A 16,314-nucleotide genomic window follows, 5' to 3' on the forward strand; every position below is an offset into this window, starting at 1 on the left:
GCGTGAGGGGCCTTCGGCCTGTCACGCCGGGCAGCCCCCAAACGCCGGCGCGATCCCGCGTGGTGGGCGAGTGAGCGGTCAGGGCTGGGCCTGGGTCGCGGAAGTCGTGGTTGCGTGGGAGAGAACCGACGAAAGTTGTCGGGGTGGTGCGGCAGGATCTGCGCATGCGTGGGTTTCGGGCGGTTCTGGTTCTGATAGCGGTGCTGTCGGTGGGGTTGGGCGGGGTTGCGGCGGCCTCTTCGCCGCCGTCGTGGCGGCTTTTGCCTACGGGTACCGCTGCGCAGTTTCGTGGGTTGTCTGCGGTTAGTGAGCGGGTGGCATGGGTCAGCGGCACCCAAGGTGCCGTGCTGCGGACGGTTGACGGTGGGAGCAGTTGGCTGTCGGTCGGGCCGCCGGATGCTGGGAAGCTCGAGTTTCACGATATCGAGGCGTTCGATGCTGACCATGCCGTGGTGTTGTCGATCGGGCCTGGGGCGGATTCCCGGGTCTATCGCACTGACGATGGCGGGAAGAGCTGGCGGCAGACGTTCAGCAATCCTGATTCTGCTGCGTTCTACGACTGCTTGGCCTTCTTCGATCCTTGGCGCGGGCTTGCGATGAGCGATCCGGTCAACGGGAAGTTCCGCGTGCAGGCCACTTTTGATGGCGGGCGCAGTTGGCGGCAGGTTCCGGACGATGCGTTTCCGCCTGCGGAGCCTGGAGAGGCCGGGTTTGCTGCCAGCGGGCAGTGCATCACTACGTCTGGGCCGTTTGACGCGTGGCTTGCTACTGGTGGTGGGGCGCACGCGCGCGTTTTGCACTCTGGTGATGGTGGGCGGCACTGGAGTGCTGCGGTGACGCCGTTGCCTAGCAGTGCGTCGGCTGGGGTGTTCGCGGTGGCGTTCCGTACGCCGTGGCAGGGCGTCGCGATTGGCGGGGACTACGCCAATCCGACTGCGCCTGGACCGGCGGTCGCGATGAGCCGCGACAGTGGGCGCAGCTGGCGTACGCCGCCGGAGCATCCTGCTGGGTATCGGTCCGGGCTTGCTTGGCGTGGTGGGACGGTGCTCGCTGTGGGACCTGGTGGGAGTGATCTCAGCCGCGACGGGGGACGGCATTGGGTCTCGTTCGATACGGGCAGTTTTGACACCGTTGATTGCACGTGGTCCGGGGCATGTTGGGCCAGTGGGGTCAAGGGGCGCGTGGCGAAGTTGGTTCCGTAGGAGGGAACCCGATCCGGGGGCAGTGCGCGAGGGGAACGGCGGTGGGTGACCGGGCGGGTGCGGAGGGTCCGTTCGCGCCAACCAAGGGCTGACCAGGCGCGACGCGCGCGGGGCGGACCTCGCGATGGCGGGGAGCGGGGAGAGCTAGAGTCGTCTGGTGTCCACCGCACGCGCCGAACGGCTGGTCAATCTTGTGCTGGCCCTCCTCTCCACCCGGCAGTACCTCACCGCGGAGCGGATCCGCGGGATCGTTCCGGGGTACGCCGAGGCGGCCAGTGACGACGCCTTTTTCCGCACGTTCGAGCGGGACAAGACCGAGCTGCGCGAACTGGGGATTCCGCTCGAGACCGGGCGCAACTCCGTCTTCGACCCGGTCGAGGGGTATCGGATCGCCCGGCGCGACTACGAGCTCGGCGAGATCGACCTCGCGCCGGACGAGGCGGCGGCGGTGGGGCTCGCGGTTCGGCTTTGGGATTCGCCGGAGCTGACCGGGCAGGCGCAGGGTGCGTTGGTGAAGCTGCGAGCGGCTGGGGTCGAGGTCGACGACCAGGCTCCGACGGTGATCGAGCCTCGGGTGCGGGCGGAGCCGGCGTTCGCGCCCATGCTGGCCGCTGTCCAGGCCGGGCAGGCGGTTCGATTCGAGTATCGGCGCAGCGGGTCGCCGGAGCGGCGGATCCGCACGCTCGAGCCGTGGGGGGTCGTGTCCTGGCGGGCTCGTTGGTACGTCGTCGGGCATGACCGGGATCGCGACGCGTCTCGCTGTTTTCGGCTTTCTCGGGTTACCGGGAAGGTTGTCGCGATCGGGAAGCCGGGTGCGGTCGCCAGGCCTGAGGGCGTCAATTTGATGCAGTTGGTGTCGGTGACCGGCGGCAGCGAGGATCCGGCTCCCGTCACCACCGCCCGGTTGTGGATCGCGGACGGGCGGGCCGCGGGGGTGCGCCGCCGCGGGGACGTGGTGGGGCGCGAGATCGTCGCGGGCGAGGAAGGCGACGTGATCGAGATCGGGCTGTACTTCCCGGAATCGGCCGCCGACTGGATCGCCGCGCAGGGGCCGGACGTGCTCGTGCTCGAACCGGACGTGCTGGCCAAGTCCGTGCAGCACCGGCACGAGGCCGTGCTCGCCCGCACGGGACAGGGGAGCGTGCGATGAGCGCTTCCGGCGAACGCATGCCGAGACTGCTCGCGCTCGTGCCCTACCTGCTCGCCCGCCCGGGCATCCGGATCGACGAAGCGGCCCAGGACTTCGACGTCACCCCGCGCCAGCTGCGCAAAGACCTCGAACTGCTGTGGATGTGCGGCCTGCCCGGCTACGGGCCCGGCGACCTGATCGACCTGTCCTTCGAAGGCGACACCATCGTCGTCACCCACGACGCCGGGATGAGCCGCCCGCTGCGCCTCACCGGCGGCGAAGCCACCGCGCTCCTGGTCGCGCTGCGCGCGCTCGCCGAAACCCCGGGCGTGGCCGACGGCGACGCGGTCCGGCGCGCGATTGCCAAAATCGAGGACGCCGCCGGACAAGCCCGCCCGGCGGGAGTCGTCGTCGGGGGAGGAGTGCGCGAAGGAGCCCGCGCCGCCCGCACCCGCGAGACCGTGTCCGGCGCGCTGCAGGAAGGCCGCGCGCTGCGGATGCGCTACTACACCGCGTCGCGCGACCAGATCACCGAACGCACCGTCGACCCGATGCGGCTCGTCATCGTCCAAGGCGTCGGCTACCTCGAAGCCTGGTGCCGGCGCGTCGAAGGCGTCCGGCTGTTCCGCCTCGATCGGGTGGACGCGCTCACCGTATTGGACGAACCCGCAGCTCCGCCCGCCCACGCGCGGCCCACCGACCTGTCCGACGGCGTCTTCTCCGCCCGTCCCGATCAGCGGGTCGCCCATCTCGTCCTGGACCCCGACGCCCGCTGGGTCGCCGAGTACTACCCCTGCGAGGAACTCGACGAACTCGACGGCGGACGGCTGCGCATCGCCATGCGCTACAGCGACGAGCCCTGGATGGTCCGGCTCGTGCTCAGCCTCGGCGGGGAAGCCCAGGTGGAGAGCCCCGCCACACTCGCCGAGGCAGTCGGTCGCCGAGCGGCCGACGCCGTGGCGCGTGCCCGTCACCTCGCGTCCATCTCCGACCGATAAGGTGGTTAAGTGCCGTACCTGCCCGTCTATGTGCTGCTCGCGGCCGGCCTGCTCGTCCTGGCCCTGCTGCTGGTACGGACCGCCGGAGTCTTGCGCCGCTTCCGCCGCACCATGAGCATGGTAAGTGCGGACACCCACGACCGGACCGGACTCATCCGGGCCCGGTCCGCGGCACTCCGTGTGGCCGTGGCCGAACGCCGCCCGGCGGCCGGCAACAAGTAACATCAGCACAGACCCCAGACAAGGAGGGCAGACGACCATGAACGCGCTGCAGCCGTGGCACATCATCGTTCTGGTGCTCGTGGTGGTTCTGCTGTTCGGAGCGAAGCGGCTCCCGGACGCGGCCCGGTCCATCGGCAAGTCCATGAAGATCTTCAAGGCCGAGACCAAGGACCTGACCGGCGAGCAGAAGGCCGAAGCCGAGGCCGAGTCCGCCGACACCCGGCACATCGCCGCCCCCGCTCCCGCCCAGACCGCGCAGGACAAGCAGGTCGCCGACCTCCAGCGCCAGCTCGACGAACTGAAGAAGCAGCAGGCGGCCGCCCCGGCCGACCAGCCGCAGAAGAACGCGAGCTGACCCTCCGCGCGCACCACCCGGTCCCCGGTCCACGGCGGCGCGCCGGTGCGGCGCGCCGCGGCGGGCTCTGACGAGAACGGAACGACCAGTGGCGGAAGCCGCCAACGGCAACGGAAGCCGGTCCAGCAAGCGGACCCGGCGCAGCCGCCGGAAAAACCCCGACGGCACGATGACGCTCATCGAGCACATCTACGAGTTCCGCCGCCGCCTCGGCTGGGCGGTCGTTTTCATCGTCGTCGGCGCGATCTTCGGGTTCATCTGGTTCGAGCAGCGGCTCGGCCCGATCCCGTCGCTGGGCGACATCATGACGCACCCGTACTGCGCCATCCCGGCCTCGCAGCGCTTCGCCGGCGACCAGCCCGGCTGCCGCCTGCTGCAGACCGTTCCGTTCGAAGCGTTCATGATCCGCCTCAAGGTCGGCGTCGCGGCGGGCGCGGTTCTGCTCTCGCCCGCCTGGCTCTACCAGATCTGGGCGTTCATCGCCCCCGGCCTCTACGCCAAAGAGCGCCGGTACGCGATGATCTTCGTCAGCTTCGCCTCGGTGCTCTTCGCCGCCGGCGCGGTGCTGGCCTACCTGCTCGTCCCGCACGCCTTGGCGCTGCTCGCCGGCTTCGGCCAGGACCAGTTCGTCACCGCGCTCACCGCGGACAAGTACATCTCCTTCATCCTGTCGCTGCTGGTGATCTTCGGCGTCAGTTTCGAGCTCCCGCTCCTCGTGGTGATGCTCAACCGCGTCGGCGTGCTCAAATACCAGCAGCTCAAGCGGTGGCGCCGCGGCCTCGTGTTCGCGCTGTTCGTGTTCGCCGCGTTCGCCACCCCCGGCTCGGACCCGTTCTCGATGCTCGGCCTCGCCGGCGCGCTCACCCTGCTGTTCGAGCTGTCGATCCAGATCGCCCGCTTCCACGACCGCAAGCTCGACCGCGGCCGCCACGACGAGGGCTGGGACCAGCTCGCCGACGACGAGGCCGCGCCGTTCAACTACACCCCGAGCACCGCCGACGGCGAAGAACCCACCGCGCAGAGCCCGTCGACCGGCCGCTCCAACTCGACCGACGACATCACCTGACCGTGGGCCTGAACGCAGCACTGGCCGTGCACCCGGCCTCCGGTCGCGGCGCGGCCGCCCGCATCGCCGAAGCCGTCGCGGCGCGGCTCCGGCCCGCCGTCGACCGGCTCGACCTCCTCACCGCCACCAGCGTCGAGGAATCCCGCGCGCTCATGCGCTCCTCGCACGCCGAGGGCCTCGACGTGCTCATCGTCCTCGGCGGCGACGGCGCGGCCCACCAAGGCGTCCAGTTCTGCGCCGACCACGGCGTCGCGCTCGGCCTCGTCCCCTCCGGCACCGGCAACGACTTCGCCCGCGCCCTCGGCATCCCCGCCGACCCGCGCGCCGCCACCGACGCCCTCGCGAGAGCGCTGAAGGCCGGGCGCCGCCGCCGCGTCGACCTCGGCCGCGCCGGCGACACCTGGTTCTCCACCGTGCTCTGCGCCGGATTCGACGCCGCCGTCAACGCCCGCGCGAACGCGATGCGCTGGCCCGCCGGGCCCCGCCGCTACGACCTGGCGATCCTCGCCGAACTCGCCGCGTTCCGGCCCAGCCCGATCGTCGTGCACACCGACCACGGCGTCCTCTCCGGGGACACGAGCCTCATCGCCGTCGGCAACACCCCGTACTACGGCGGCGGCATCCCGATCTGCCCCGACGCCGACCCCGGCGACGGGCTCTTCGACGTCACCGTCATCGGCGCCCCCGGCCGCGCCCGCCTGCTGCGGATGCTCCCGCACCTGCGCACCGGCGAACACGTGCACAAGCCCAGCGTCGAAACCTTCCGCACCCGCACCCTCCGCATCGAAGCACCCGGCTGGCCCGTCTACGCCGACGGCGAAGACCAAGGCCAGGCGCCGGTCGAAGCGGTCTGCGTGCCCTCCGCGCTCACTGTTGTCTCGTGAGCGGCGGTGCCGGTTCTCACCTGCGTCGGCACTCACGACCCCCGTACTCAGCCCTGGTGCCCACGCCTGGGACTTGAGCGGTGCGGCCGCACCGACCGCCGCGAAATGGCGGACCCGTCACCATGCGGCTGGTTCTTGATGTCCGTGAGGGGAACCCTGAGGGACTCAGAGTCCCTGAGGGTTCCCCTCACGGACCACGTCTTTTAGGTCGCAGGGCTGGCTGCGAACAGCCAGCGCGGGCACGTGGGGTTCTTCGACCTCGCCCCAGCCGTGCCCCTTGAGTCCCAGGCGGTCGTGAGTGCCGGCGCTCGCGAGGGCGTTCCCGCACGCCGCGTGCGGAATGTCGGTGGCATATGAAACCCTGACCGGGTGGCCACTAGCCCTTCACCATCGCCGGCCGAGGCCTACGCTGCCTCCCGTCGCCGCGCCAAGCACCCCCAGCTGACCCGGTTTTCCGCCGAATCGGCCTTCGAATTCGACGATTTCCAGATCCGCGGCTGCGAAGCGCTCGAAGAGGGCCACGGCGTCCTGGTCTGCGCCCCCACCGGAGCCGGCAAGACCGTGGTCGGCGAGTTCGCCGTCCACCTCGCCCTCGCCGAGGGCCGCAAATGCTTCTACACCACGCCGATCAAGGCGCTGTCCAACCAGAAGTACGCCGACCTCGTCGAGCGCTACGGCAACGACGCCGTCGGCCTGCTCACCGGCGACACCTCGATCAACGGCAACGCCCAGGTGGTCGTCATGACCACCGAGGTGCTGCGCAACATGCTCTACGCGGGCAGCTCCTCGATCCCCGAACTCGGCTACGTCGTCATGGACGAGGTCCACTACCTCGCCGACCGCTTCCGCGGCGCGGTCTGGGAGGAAGTGATCCTCCACCTGCCCGAGCACGTCCGCGTCGTCGGCCTGTCCGCCACCGTCAGCAACGCCGAGGAATTCGGCGAATGGCTCGTCGAGGTCCGCGGCGACACCACCGTCGTCGTCGACGAGCACCGGCCGGTCCCGCTGTGGCAGCACATGCTCGTCGGCAACCAGCTGCTCGACCTGTTCGCCGGCCAGAACGAGGCCGACCCGGGTGAGCAGCTGCGGATCAACCCCACTCTGCTGCGCAAAACCGACGACATGGGCCGGTTCGCGCCGAACTTCCGCGGGCCTCGCGGCGGCCGCCGCGGCGCCCCGCCGCGCGGGCCGAGGTTCCGGCCGCCGTCCCGGGTCGACGTGACCGAACGGCTCGACCACGCCGGGCTGCTGCCCGCGATCGTGTTCATCTTCTCCCGCGCCGGCTGCGACGCCGCCGTCGCCCAGTGCGTCCGCTCCGGCCTGCGGCTCAACGGCCCCGAACAGGTCGAGGAAATCCGCCGGATCGTCGACGCCCGCACCGCCGAGCTGCCCGAGGGCGACCTCGGCGTCCTCGGCTACTGGGAATGGCGCGAGGCGCTCGAACGCGGCTTCGCCGGCCACCACGCCGGGCTGCTGCCCGCGTTCAAGGAAACCGTCGAGGAACTGTTCGTCCGCGGCCTGGTCAAGGTCGTGTTCGCGACCGAAACCCTCGCGCTCGGCATCAACATGCCCGCCCGCACCGTCGTGCTCGAACGGCTCGTCAAATACAACGGCGAGGCGCACGTCGACCTCACCCCGGGCGAATACACCCAGCTCACCGGCCGCGCCGGCCGCCGGGGCATCGACATCGAAGGCCACGCCGTCGTCGCCTGGCAGCCCGGCGTCGATCCCAAGGCCGTCGCCGGCCTCGCCTCCACCCGCACGTACCCGCTGCGCTCGTCGTTCCGCCCCGGCTACAACATGGCGGTCAACCTGGTCGCCCAGGTCGGCGCGGACGCGGCCCGCGACCTGCTGGAACAGTCCTTCGCGCAGTTCCAGGCCGACCGGTCGGTCGTCGGCACCGCGCGGCGGATCGAACGCAACAAGGAAGCCCTCAAGGGGTACACCGACGCGATCTCCGGCGACTTCGAGCAGATGCTCGAGTACGTCGAACTCCGCGCGCAGATCTCCGCCCGCGAGAAGACCCTGTCCCGGCAGAACACCTCGTCCCGCCGCGCCGAAACCGCCCAATCGCTGGAAAAACTGCGCAAGGGCGACGTCATCCCGGTCCCGGCGGGCCGCCGCGCCGGGCTCGCCGTGGTCGTCGACCCCGGCCTCGACCCGATCCGCGAGCCGCGGCCGGTCGTCGTCACCGAGGACCGCTGGTCCGGGCCGCTGTCGGTCGCCGACTTCCCGGCCCCGGTCGAAGCGCTCGGCCGGATCAAGCTGCCCAAGCACATCGAACTGCGCTCGCCCAAGACCCGCCGCGACATCGCCTCGTCGCTGCGCAACGCCGGCATCGCCCTGCCCGGACGCCAGCGCCGCCGCACCGCGGCCGCCGACGACGCCGAACTCGCCTCGCTGCGCCGCGCCCTGCGCGCCCACCCGTGCCACGGCCTCGCCGAACGCGAGGCCAACCTCCGCTGGGTCGAGCGCTACCAGCGGCTCTCCGCCGAAACCGAACAGCTCGAACGGAAAGTCGCGGCCACCACGCACTCCCTGGCCCGCGCGTTCGACCGGATCCTGCGGCTGCTCGGCGAACGCGGCTACGTCCGCCCCGGCGACGGCGAGGACCGCGTCACCGAACACGGCCGCCGCCTCACCCGCCTCTACAGCGAATCCGACCTGCTCGCCGCCGAATGCATCCGGCACGGCGTGTGGACCGGCCTCGGCCCGGCCGAACTCGCCGCGGTCGTGTCCACGCTCGTGTTCGAAGCCCGCCGCGACACCGCGGGCGAACCCCGGCTGCCCGGCGGCGCGGTTCCGGGCGCGTGGCAGGAAACCAGCAGGCTGTGGGTCGAGCTCACCGAGGACGAACGCCGCCACCGCCTCGACCGCACCCGCGAACCCGACGCGGGCTTCGCGTGGCCGGTCTACCGCTGGGCGCGCGGCGAATCGCTGGAGAAGGTCCTCACCGCGGCCGAGACCAACGGGCAGGAGCTGTCCGCGGGCGACTTCGTCCGCTGGTGCCGCCAGGTCATCGACCTGCTCGACCAGATCCGCGACGTCCTCGGCAAGGAGGACCCGGTCGGTTCCGCGGCGGCGCAAGCGGTCCGGGCGCTGCGCCGCGGCGTAGTGGCCGCGGGCGCGGCATGACCGCGAGGGCACACCTTAGTAGCGACTGCGCGCGGACACGTGTGCCAGGTCCAGACCTGTGGTTGGATCGCGCACGACACCCCCGGCCCGGCCCGCGGGTGCGGACAGACGAAGGCGGAGGCCAACGATGAGCACGCCGTATGGCGGCAACGACCCGCGGCAGCAGCCCCAGTACGGGCAACAGCCCTACGGCCAGGACCCGCAGTACGGGCAGCAGCCGGGCGGCTCGTACCCGCAGAGCGGGCCGCAGCAGCAGCCGTACCCGCCCCAGCAGTACGGGCAGCAGCCCTACGGTCAAGACCCGCAGTACGGCCAGCAGCCCGGCGGCTACCCCCAACAGCAGCAGCCCCAGCAACCCCAGTGGGGCCAGCAGCCGCCGCCGTACGGGCAGCAGCCGCAACAGCCCTACGGCCAGCAGCAGTACGGGGAGCCGCAGCAGCAGTACGGCGGCCAGCAGCCCGGCCAGTACGACTACGGCCAGCCCGGCGGAGCAGCGCCGGAGTCCTCGGGCGGGTCGAAGAAGGGCCTGTTCATCGGAATCGGCGCGCTCGTCGTCGTGGTGGCGGTCGTGGCGATTCTCGGCTTCGTCGCGCCCGGCTTCTTCAAAACCCAGGTCTTCAACAACAACCAGATGCAGACCGACGTCGCGAAGATGCTCACCGACACCTACAAGATCCAGGGCGTCAGCGGAGTCACCTGCCCGGCCGAGCAGAAGGTGGAGGACGGCGCGAAATTCGAGTGCACCGCCACCATCAACGGCAAACCGCAGCAGGTGCCGATCACCGTCAAGGGCACCGACGGCAACTACGAGGTCTCGCCGCCCGCCGCCAAGTGACGCCATTCAATTCAGTGGCGATCCCGGGGCCGCCCCGGCGATGATCGGGGCATGAGCGACCGCACCGTCCGCATCCTCCGTCCCGACGAGCAGCGCGGGGCCTGGGACCTGTTCCGGGCCGCGCTGCACGTCCAGCCCGGCACCGACGAAGAATGGGACCGCGTCTCCAAGGCGTACCAGGCCGAACGCAGCTGGGGCGTCTTCGAACCGCACCTGGTCGGCACCGCCCGGTCCTTCGCGGCGGAAATGGTCGTCCCCGGCGGAGCGCGGCTCCCGCTGGCCGCGGTCACCGGCGTCGGAGTCCGAGCCGGGCGCACCCGGCGCGGCGTGCTCAGCGCGCTGAAAGCCGCGCAGTTGGCGGACTTCGCCGAACAAGGCGTCCCGCTCGCGCTGCTGTACGCGTCGGAAGGCGCGATCTACGGCCGTTACGGCTACGGGGTCGCGACCCTTGCCAAGCGGGTCGTGGTCGATCGGCACCGCGCGCAGCTGCGCCCGGATGTGCCGGCCGGGGGAGAGGTCACCGTCCTCGGCGTCGACGAGGCCGCCCCGAAGTGGCCGGAGCTGTACGCCGCGACCGCGATGGGCCGCGTCGCCGCGATGACCCGGTCCGAGGTCTACTGGCCGGGGCACGAGGCATCGCTGCGCCGCCGCGCGAAACTGCTCCAGACCGCCGTGCACCGCGGCCCCGACGGAGACGACGGCTTCCTGACCTACTACGTCGAGGAAGACTCCAACGAACACGCCAAACTGAACGTGATGGCGTTCCATTACGCGAACCCGGACGCGTTCGCCGGGCTGTGGCGGTTCCTGCTGTCGGTCGACCTGGTCGACGAGATCGTCCTCGCGATGCGCCCGCTCGACGAACCGCACGCGCTGCTGTTCGCCGACCCCCGGATGGCGAAAACCGAAAGCACCGACGACGAATGCTGGCTCCGGCTGGTGGACGTGCAAGCCGCACTCGCCGCCCGCACCTACGGCCCGGCCGAACCGGTCGTGCTCGAAGTGGTCGACCGATCGCTGCCGGGCAACGACGGCCGCTACCTCGTCGGGCCTGACGGCGCCTCGCGCACGGACGCGGAGCCCGCGCTGCGGCTCTCCGTGGACACGCTCGCGATGCTCTACTTCGGCACGTGGCGCGCGTCGGCGCTCGCCGCCACCGGCCGGATCGAGGTGCTCGACCCGGCCGCGCCCGAGGCCGCCGACGTTCTCTTCGGCACGCGCGAATCGGTGTGGTGCGGTACGTTCTTCTGACCGTTGACCAGACGTTTCGCGCAGAGGAGCGGGATTGATGCGCGCCGTGCCGGTGCTGCTGTTGTGCGGCTTGGGAATGCTCGCCGCCGCGGGCTGCGACAGCGGGACGCCCCCGCCTCCGGTCCACACCGTCACGGTCACGCCGAACAGCCCCGCGGAGCCGGGCGTCGCGTCGTCGTCGGCGCCCAGCTCGTCGGAGGCGATGCGGGTGTTCGACTCCCGGGTGATGGCCTCGGCCGTCACCCGGCTGCTCACCACCGACTACAAGATGGCGAACGTCGGCACGGTGTCCTGCCCCGACCGGCAGCCCGTCTCCGACGGCTCGCGGTTCCAGTGCACTGTGGACATCGCGGGCGCGACGAAACACGTCCCCATCACGGTGACCGGCGCGGACGGCAAGTACCGCGTCGACCCGCCGCAGTAGATCAGCCGCGGTAAAACCGATGGCCGCGCGGCGGCGGCATTGGTTCAATCGGGTCATGAGCGACTACGTGGTACGCCAGATCACCGACGCCGAAAGCCGCGAGACCTTCGACCTTCTGGTGCGTTCCCTGCACGGAAACCCGCCCTCGGACGAGCGCTGGGCGAAGGTCGGCGGTTCCTGGACGGCGGACGGCCGGACCGGAGCGTTCCACGACGGCGAAGCCATCGGCATCGCCAGCTCCTTCGCCACCACGCTCACCGTCCCCGGCGGCTCCGCGGTGCCGATGGCCGCGGTCGACGGCGTCGGCGTCCGCGCCGACTGGACCCGCCGCGGCGTGCTCACCGCGATGATGGACCGGCAACTGCACGACTTCGTGCGACGCGGCCACGTCGTCGCCGCGCTGCACGCGAGCGAAGCGCTGATCTACGGCCGCTACGGCTACGGCGTCGCGACCCGCATGGCCACCCTGCAGATCAAGAAACCGGCCCCGCTGCGCGAAAGCGTCGACCTCCCCGGCCGGGTCCGGCTGCTCACCACCGACGACGCGATCGCGACGATTCCCTCGCTGTACCAACGGATCGACACCCACCGGCCGGGTTTGATCGCCCGCCCGGAACTCTGGTGGCCGATCGCGTTCGACTGGCACCTCCACCCGGACGGCGGCAACCACCGCGTGGCTGTCCACACTGGACCGAACGGCGACGACGGCTTCGCCGTGTTCCACGTCGTGCCGCAGAACAGCTACCTCGACCCGGAGCGCGGCGCCGCGCTCGAAGTCCACGAACTGCACGCGGCGACCCCGGAAGCGCTGGCCGGGCTGTGGCGGTTCCTGCTGTCGGTCGACCTGATCGAGGTCGTGCACGCGCGCAACCGTCCGGTGGACGACCCGGTGGGTCTGCTGCTCGTCGACCCGCGCCGGGCGCACACGACCGGCGTCGACGACGAACTGTGGCTGCGGTTGATCGACGTGCAGGCCGCGCTCGCCGCGCGCACGTACGGCTCGCCGGAACCGGTGGTGCTGGAGGTGAACGACCGCATGCTGCCGGACAACCGCGGCCGCTACCGGGTCAGCAGCAACGGCGTCGAGCGCACTGACGACGAAGCGGATCTGCAGCTCGACGTCGACACGTTGGCAATGCTGTACCTCGGCGCTTGGCAAGCCGGTCCGCTCGCGTTGTCGGGCCGGGTCACCGGTGCGAGCGCGGAAACCCTGGCCCGCGTGGACGCGCTGTTCCAGACCGGGACTCAGCCCTGGACCGGCACGCACTTCTGACCGGAGTGGTTCCAGCGCTCGCCCGAGCGCTGGAACCACTCCGCTGCAGTCAGGCTCCCGGCAGCGCCGCCAGAAGCCGCTCCACCGAACGGCCCAGGTTCCAGCGCTCGGCCAGCTCCGCCACCCGCTCCGGATCGGCGGGCGCGGTCGGCACCGCGTCCGGCCCGGACTGCTCGACCGGCGCGTCCACCGCGACCCGCACCACCGTGGGCGCGACGGCCAGGTAATCCGCGGCGTCGGAGAGCCGCAGCCTGGTCTTCAACGGCACGCGCGAATCCCCGGCCGAGGACGCGGCGACGAGTTCCTCCAGCGACCCGAACTGCGTGATCAGCTTCGCCGCGGTCTTCTCGCCGATCCCGGCCACACCCGGCAGCCCGTCCGACGGGTCGCCGCGCAACGCGGCCATGTCGGCGTAAGCGGGCCCGGCGTGGTCGACCGGAACGCCGTACTTCTCGGCGATTTCCCGCTGTCCCAGCACTTCCGCCTTCGCCCAGCCCTTGCCGACGTACACGACCGACGTCGGCGTCGGCTCCTCGCGCACCAGCTGGAACAGGTCCCGGTCGCCGGTGATCACCTCGACCGGCGCGTCCTTCTCCCGGGTCGCGAGCGCGCCGATCACGTCGTCCGCCTCGTACCCGGCCGCCTCCGCGACGGCGAACCCGAACGCCTCCAGCACGTCCAGGATGATCGGCACCTGCGGGGTCAGCGTGTCGGGCACCTCTTCGACGTCCGCCCCGCCGTCCCCGGCCTCGGCGACCCGGTGCGCCTTGTAGCTCGGCAGCAGATCGGTGCGGAACTTCGGCCGCCAGTCCGCGTCGAGACAGGCGACCAGCCGCGACGGACGGCGGTCGGTCAGGATGCGCGCGATCGTGTCGGTAAACCCGCGCACGGCGTTGACCGGCGTCCCGTCGGGCGCGGTCATCGAATCGGGCAGCGCGTAGAACGAGCGGAAGTAGAGGCTCGCGGAATCGAGGAGAGCGAGTGGTCCGGTCACCCGCACAGCCTGCCACGTCCGGCCCGCGTTGCCCCGAATCCGGCGCCGGGCGCGTCCGCGACGGCCAAGGTCCGTGAAGGGCTCCTTGAGGGAATCTGATTCCCTCAAGGAGCCCTTCACGGACCGAGATTCGGCCGTCCGCGCGGGACTTCGGCTGGATGACCCAGGCGGCGCGCCGGGTTGGGGAGGACGGGCGGGCTGCGCCGGGACGCCGGTACTAGGCTCGGCGTCATGTCGAGCCGATCCCTCAACACGCCCGCTCCCGACGCCGCCGCGCTCCGCGCCCGTCTCGACCGCGCCGCGAAAGCGGCCGCCGCCGCCGACACCGACGCGCTGCTCGTCGCGCCCGGGTCCGACCTGCGGTACCTGCTCGGCCAGGCCGGCGGTTCCTTCGAGCGGCTGACCACCCTCGTCGTGCCCGCCGACGGGACCCCCGCGCTCGTCGTGCCGAAGCTCGAGGCCCCCGGTTACGCGGGCGTGCCCACCGACGAACTCGGCGTCGAGGTGCTCACGTGGGTCGACGGCGACGACCCCTACCGGCTTGTCGCCGACCGGCTCGGCAAGCCCGGCCGGATCGCGGTCAGCGACTTCACCCCGGCGCTGCACGTGCTGTCCCTGCGCGCCGCGTTCGGCGACGCCGAGCAGACCCTGGCCGGCCCGATCGTGCGCGAACTGCGGATGCGCAAGGACGCCGCGGAGATCGACGCCCTGCGCAAGGCGGGCGCGGCGATCGACCGCGTCCACGCCCGGATGGGCGAGTGGCTGCGCGCGGGCCGCACCGAGGCCGAGGTCGGCGCGGACATCACCGCCGCCATCGTCGAAGAAGGCCACACGCACGCCGACTTCGTCATCGTCGGCTCCGGCCCCAACGGCGCCAGCCCGCACCACGACGTGTCCGAGCGCGTCATCGAACGCGGCGACGTCGTCGTGATCGACATCGGCGGCCCGGTGCCCGAGGGCTACAACTCCGACTCCACCCGCACCTACTCGATCGGCGAGCCCCGCGACGCCGACGTCGCCGAGACCTACGCCGTGCTGCAGCGCGCGCAGCAGGCCGCGGTCGACGCGGTCCGCCCCGGCGCCACTGCCGAGAGCATCGACAAGGCCGCGCGCGACGTCATCGACGCCGCCGGGTTCGGCGAGTACTTCATCCACCGCACCGGCCACGGCATCGGCCTCGACGTGCACGAGGAGCCCTACATCATCGCGGGCAACGCGCTGCCGCTCGAGGCGGGCATGGCCTTCAGCGTCGAGCCGGGCATCTACCAGCCCGGCCGCTGGGGCGCGCGGATCGAGGACATCGTGCTCGTCACCGAGTCGGGCGTCGAGCCGGTGAACACCCGGCCGCACGAACTGGTCGTGCTGGACGCATGAGCGCGGTTCGGATCATCGCCGTTCCCTTCCCGGCAGCCGGCGGGAAACTCCCAGAGGAGGCGACGGCATGAGCGGCCCGCTGGAACCGCTCGACCAGTCGATCGTGCAGGAGCTGGCCGCCGACGGGCGGCGCAGCTTCACCGATCTCGCCGAACGGGTCGGGCTGTCGGTGTCGGCGGTGCACCAGCGGGTGCGCCGCCTCGAACAGCGCGGCGTCATCCTCGGCTACACCGCCCGGCTCGACGGCGAGCAGATCGGCCTCCCGCTCACCGCGCTGATCTCGCTCACCCCGAACGACCCCGCCGCCCCCGACGACTACCCGCAGCGGATCCAGCACATCACCGAGATCGAGTCCTGCTACTCGGTGGCCGGCGACGAGTCCTACATCCTGCTGGTGCGGGTCGCGTCGCCGCTCGGCCTCGAAGACCTGCTCCGGCGGATCCGCGAGGCGGCGAAGGTGTCCACGCGGACGACTGTCGTGCTGTCCACGCCGTTCGAGGGCAGGTCGCCGACGTTGTGAGAGCCGCCGGCGTCGTGGGAGTGGTACGGTAAAAGGTATGGCAACACGTAAGGTGACACTCTCGCTCGACACCGGTGCGCTCGAGTACGCCGAGCGGGCCGCGAAAGCGCACGGAATTTCGGTCTCGTCCTGGCTGTCGAAGGCGGCCCGGCGCGAGGCGGTTCGGACCGGGTATACCCCGCAGCGGGCTCCTGTCACGCCGTCTGCCGAGGCGGATGAGGCGGAGCGGGCGGCTGCGGAGAAGGAGATGCGTGCGCAGGGGTGAGGTTTGGACTTACCACCCGCCTACTGATCCCGCGCGGCAGCGGACTGTGGTTCTGCTGTCGTCGGATGGGGTGAATGAGTCTGAGCGGCCTTGGCTGCTCGGGACTGAGCTGTTGGATCGGGATCCGCAGGATATTCTCGGGGTTGCGGTGGATGCTCGTTATTGGGTTTCTACGTTGAATTTGACGCGGTTGTATCGGCCTTGGCTGGCGGAGCGGGTCGCTGAGGTTGATGTGGATGTTCAGGAGCAGATTGATGTGGCTTTGAGGGCTGCGTTGGATTTGTGAATCCTGCTTGGTCGGTCTCGGGCGGCTCGTCGCCTGGCGGCGACATTGCGTGCGTTGGGGGGCCACCACCCCGAAGTTTGATTGTGACTACGGCGCGGAGG

The 16,314-nt window shown here is 71.0% G+C and carries 17 protein-coding genes; 16 read left to right on the forward strand and 1 reads right to left on the reverse strand.

What is annotated here, in order from left to right; translation table 11 throughout:
* Positions 1-164: 164 nt before the first annotated feature.
* The 12 genes from ACFXI3_RS44800 to ACFXI3_RS44855 all read left to right on the forward strand — a co-directional run bounded on the left by ACFXI3_RS44800 (position 165) and on the right by ACFXI3_RS44855 (position 12,774).
* Positions 165-1,202, forward strand: coding sequence for an oxidoreductase (locus tag ACFXI3_RS44800; protein WP_378408172.1), 1,038 nt, complete (start codon positions 165-167; stop codon positions 1,200-1,202).
* A 157-nt stretch (positions 1,203-1,359) separates the two neighbouring features.
* Positions 1,360-2,352 carry a helix-turn-helix transcriptional regulator gene (locus ACFXI3_RS44805; RefSeq protein ID WP_378408155.1) on the forward strand — a complete coding sequence of 331 codons (993 nt, stop codon included), beginning with the start codon at positions 1,360-1,362 and terminating at the stop codon, positions 2,350-2,352.
* Entirely contained in the window at positions 2,349-3,329 is a 981-nt protein-coding gene (locus ACFXI3_RS44810) for a WYL domain-containing protein (RefSeq protein ID WP_344274206.1), read from the forward strand. The genes ACFXI3_RS44805 and ACFXI3_RS44810 overlap by 4 nt, the downstream gene beginning before the upstream one ends.
* 9 nt (positions 3,330-3,338) lie before the next feature.
* Entirely contained in the window at positions 3,339-3,551 is a 213-nt protein-coding gene (locus ACFXI3_RS44815; RefSeq protein ID WP_344274208.1) for a bacteriophage holin, read from the forward strand.
* A 37-nt stretch (positions 3,552-3,588) separates the two neighbouring features.
* Entirely contained in the window at positions 3,589-3,906 is a 318-nt protein-coding gene (tatA, locus tag ACFXI3_RS44820) for a Sec-independent protein translocase subunit TatA (RefSeq protein ID WP_344274211.1), read from the forward strand.
* 88 nt (positions 3,907-3,994) lie between these two features.
* Positions 3,995-4,972: a twin-arginine translocase subunit TatC gene (gene tatC / locus ACFXI3_RS44825; RefSeq protein WP_344274214.1), complete on the forward strand. Its 978-nt coding sequence runs from the start codon at positions 3,995-3,997 to the stop codon at positions 4,970-4,972.
* A gap of 2 nt (positions 4,973-4,974) precedes the next feature.
* Positions 4,975-5,856 carry a diacylglycerol/lipid kinase family protein gene (locus tag ACFXI3_RS44830; RefSeq protein ID WP_378408158.1) on the forward strand — a complete coding sequence of 294 codons (882 nt, stop codon included), beginning with the start codon at positions 4,975-4,977 and terminating at the stop codon, positions 5,854-5,856.
* A 369-nt stretch (positions 5,857-6,225) separates the two neighbouring features.
* Positions 6,226-8,991: a DEAD/DEAH box helicase gene (locus tag ACFXI3_RS44835; protein WP_344274220.1), complete on the forward strand. Its 2,766-nt coding sequence runs from the start codon at positions 6,226-6,228 to the stop codon at positions 8,989-8,991.
* 127 nt (positions 8,992-9,118) lie between these two features.
* On the forward strand, positions 9,119-9,826 hold the full coding sequence (locus ACFXI3_RS44840; RefSeq protein WP_378408160.1) for a DUF4333 domain-containing protein: 708 nt from the start codon (positions 9,119-9,121) through the stop codon (positions 9,824-9,826).
* A gap of 51 nt (positions 9,827-9,877) precedes the next feature.
* Entirely contained in the window at positions 9,878-11,077 is a 1,200-nt protein-coding gene (locus tag ACFXI3_RS44845; RefSeq protein ID WP_378408162.1) for a GNAT family N-acetyltransferase, read from the forward strand.
* Positions 11,078-11,114: 37 nt separating this feature from the next.
* Entirely contained in the window at positions 11,115-11,501 is a 387-nt protein-coding gene (locus tag ACFXI3_RS44850) for a DUF4333 domain-containing protein (protein ID WP_378408164.1), read from the forward strand.
* A 55-nt stretch (positions 11,502-11,556) separates the two neighbouring features.
* Positions 11,557-12,774 (forward strand): GNAT family N-acetyltransferase, encoded by a 1,218-nt coding sequence (locus ACFXI3_RS44855; RefSeq protein WP_378408165.1) that lies wholly within the window; start codon positions 11,557-11,559, stop codon positions 12,772-12,774.
* Positions 12,775-12,823: 49 nt separating this feature from the next.
* On the opposite strand, the gene ACFXI3_RS44860 is transcribed toward ACFXI3_RS44855, so the two are convergent.
* Positions 12,824-13,768, reverse strand: a complete 945-nt coding sequence (locus ACFXI3_RS44860; RefSeq protein ID WP_378408167.1) for a 5'-3' exonuclease H3TH domain-containing protein — start codon at positions 13,766-13,768, stop codon at positions 12,824-12,826.
* Between the two features lie 231 nt (positions 13,769-13,999).
* Here ACFXI3_RS44860 and ACFXI3_RS44865 point away from each other — a divergent pair, with 231 nt between their 5' ends.
* The 4 genes from ACFXI3_RS44865 to ACFXI3_RS44880 all read left to right on the forward strand — a co-directional run bounded on the left by ACFXI3_RS44865 (position 14,000) and on the right by ACFXI3_RS44880 (position 16,213).
* Positions 14,000-15,142, forward strand: coding sequence for a M24 family metallopeptidase (locus tag ACFXI3_RS44865; protein WP_378408169.1), 1,143 nt, complete (start codon positions 14,000-14,002; stop codon positions 15,140-15,142).
* Positions 15,143-15,209: 67 nt separating this feature from the next.
* Positions 15,210-15,662 carry an Lrp/AsnC family transcriptional regulator gene (locus tag ACFXI3_RS44870; protein ID WP_033287500.1) on the forward strand — a complete coding sequence of 151 codons (453 nt, stop codon included), beginning with the start codon at positions 15,210-15,212 and terminating at the stop codon, positions 15,660-15,662.
* 37 nt (positions 15,663-15,699) lie between these two features.
* Complete coding sequence (locus ACFXI3_RS44875; RefSeq protein WP_101439894.1) at positions 15,700-15,927, forward strand: hypothetical protein; 228 nt, start codon at positions 15,700-15,702, stop codon at positions 15,925-15,927.
* Entirely contained in the window at positions 15,914-16,213 is a 300-nt protein-coding gene (locus ACFXI3_RS44880) for a hypothetical protein (protein ID WP_344274248.1), read from the forward strand. The genes ACFXI3_RS44875 and ACFXI3_RS44880 overlap by 14 nt, the downstream gene beginning before the upstream one ends.
* Positions 16,214-16,314 lie beyond the last annotated feature (101 nt).

Source organism: Amycolatopsis sp. NPDC059235 (assembly GCF_042754125.1).
GTDB lineage: Bacteria > Actinomycetota > Actinomycetes > Mycobacteriales > Pseudonocardiaceae > Amycolatopsis > Amycolatopsis albidoflava.

What these genes read in the sequence shown, in the direction of transcription:
- ACFXI3_RS44800 (WP_378408172.1), top strand. Translation starts at nt 165, where the DNA reads ATGCGTGGGTTTCGGGCGGTTCTGGTTCTGATAGCGGTGCTGTCGGTG.
- ACFXI3_RS44810 (WP_344274206.1), top strand. Translation starts at nt 2,349, where the DNA reads ATGAGCGCTTCCGGCGAACGCATGCCGAGACTGCTCGCGCTCGTGCCC.
- tatA (WP_344274211.1), top strand. Translation starts at nt 3,589, where the DNA reads ATGAACGCGCTGCAGCCGTGGCACATCATCGTTCTGGTGCTCGTGGTG.
- ACFXI3_RS44840 (WP_378408160.1), top strand. Translation starts at nt 9,119, where the DNA reads ATGAGCACGCCGTATGGCGGCAACGACCCGCGGCAGCAGCCCCAGTAC.
- ACFXI3_RS44845 (WP_378408162.1), top strand. Translation starts at nt 9,878, where the DNA reads ATGAGCGACCGCACCGTCCGCATCCTCCGTCCCGACGAGCAGCGCGGG.
- ACFXI3_RS44850 (WP_378408164.1), top strand. Translation starts at nt 11,115, where the DNA reads ATGCGCGCCGTGCCGGTGCTGCTGTTGTGCGGCTTGGGAATGCTCGCC.
- ACFXI3_RS44855 (WP_378408165.1), top strand. Translation starts at nt 11,557, where the DNA reads ATGAGCGACTACGTGGTACGCCAGATCACCGACGCCGAAAGCCGCGAG.
- ACFXI3_RS44865 (WP_378408169.1), top strand. Translation starts at nt 14,000, where the DNA reads ATGTCGAGCCGATCCCTCAACACGCCCGCTCCCGACGCCGCCGCGCTC.
- ACFXI3_RS44870 (WP_033287500.1), top strand. Translation starts at nt 15,210, where the DNA reads ATGAGCGGCCCGCTGGAACCGCTCGACCAGTCGATCGTGCAGGAGCTG.
- ACFXI3_RS44875 (WP_101439894.1), top strand. Translation starts at nt 15,700, where the DNA reads ATGGCAACACGTAAGGTGACACTCTCGCTCGACACCGGTGCGCTCGAG.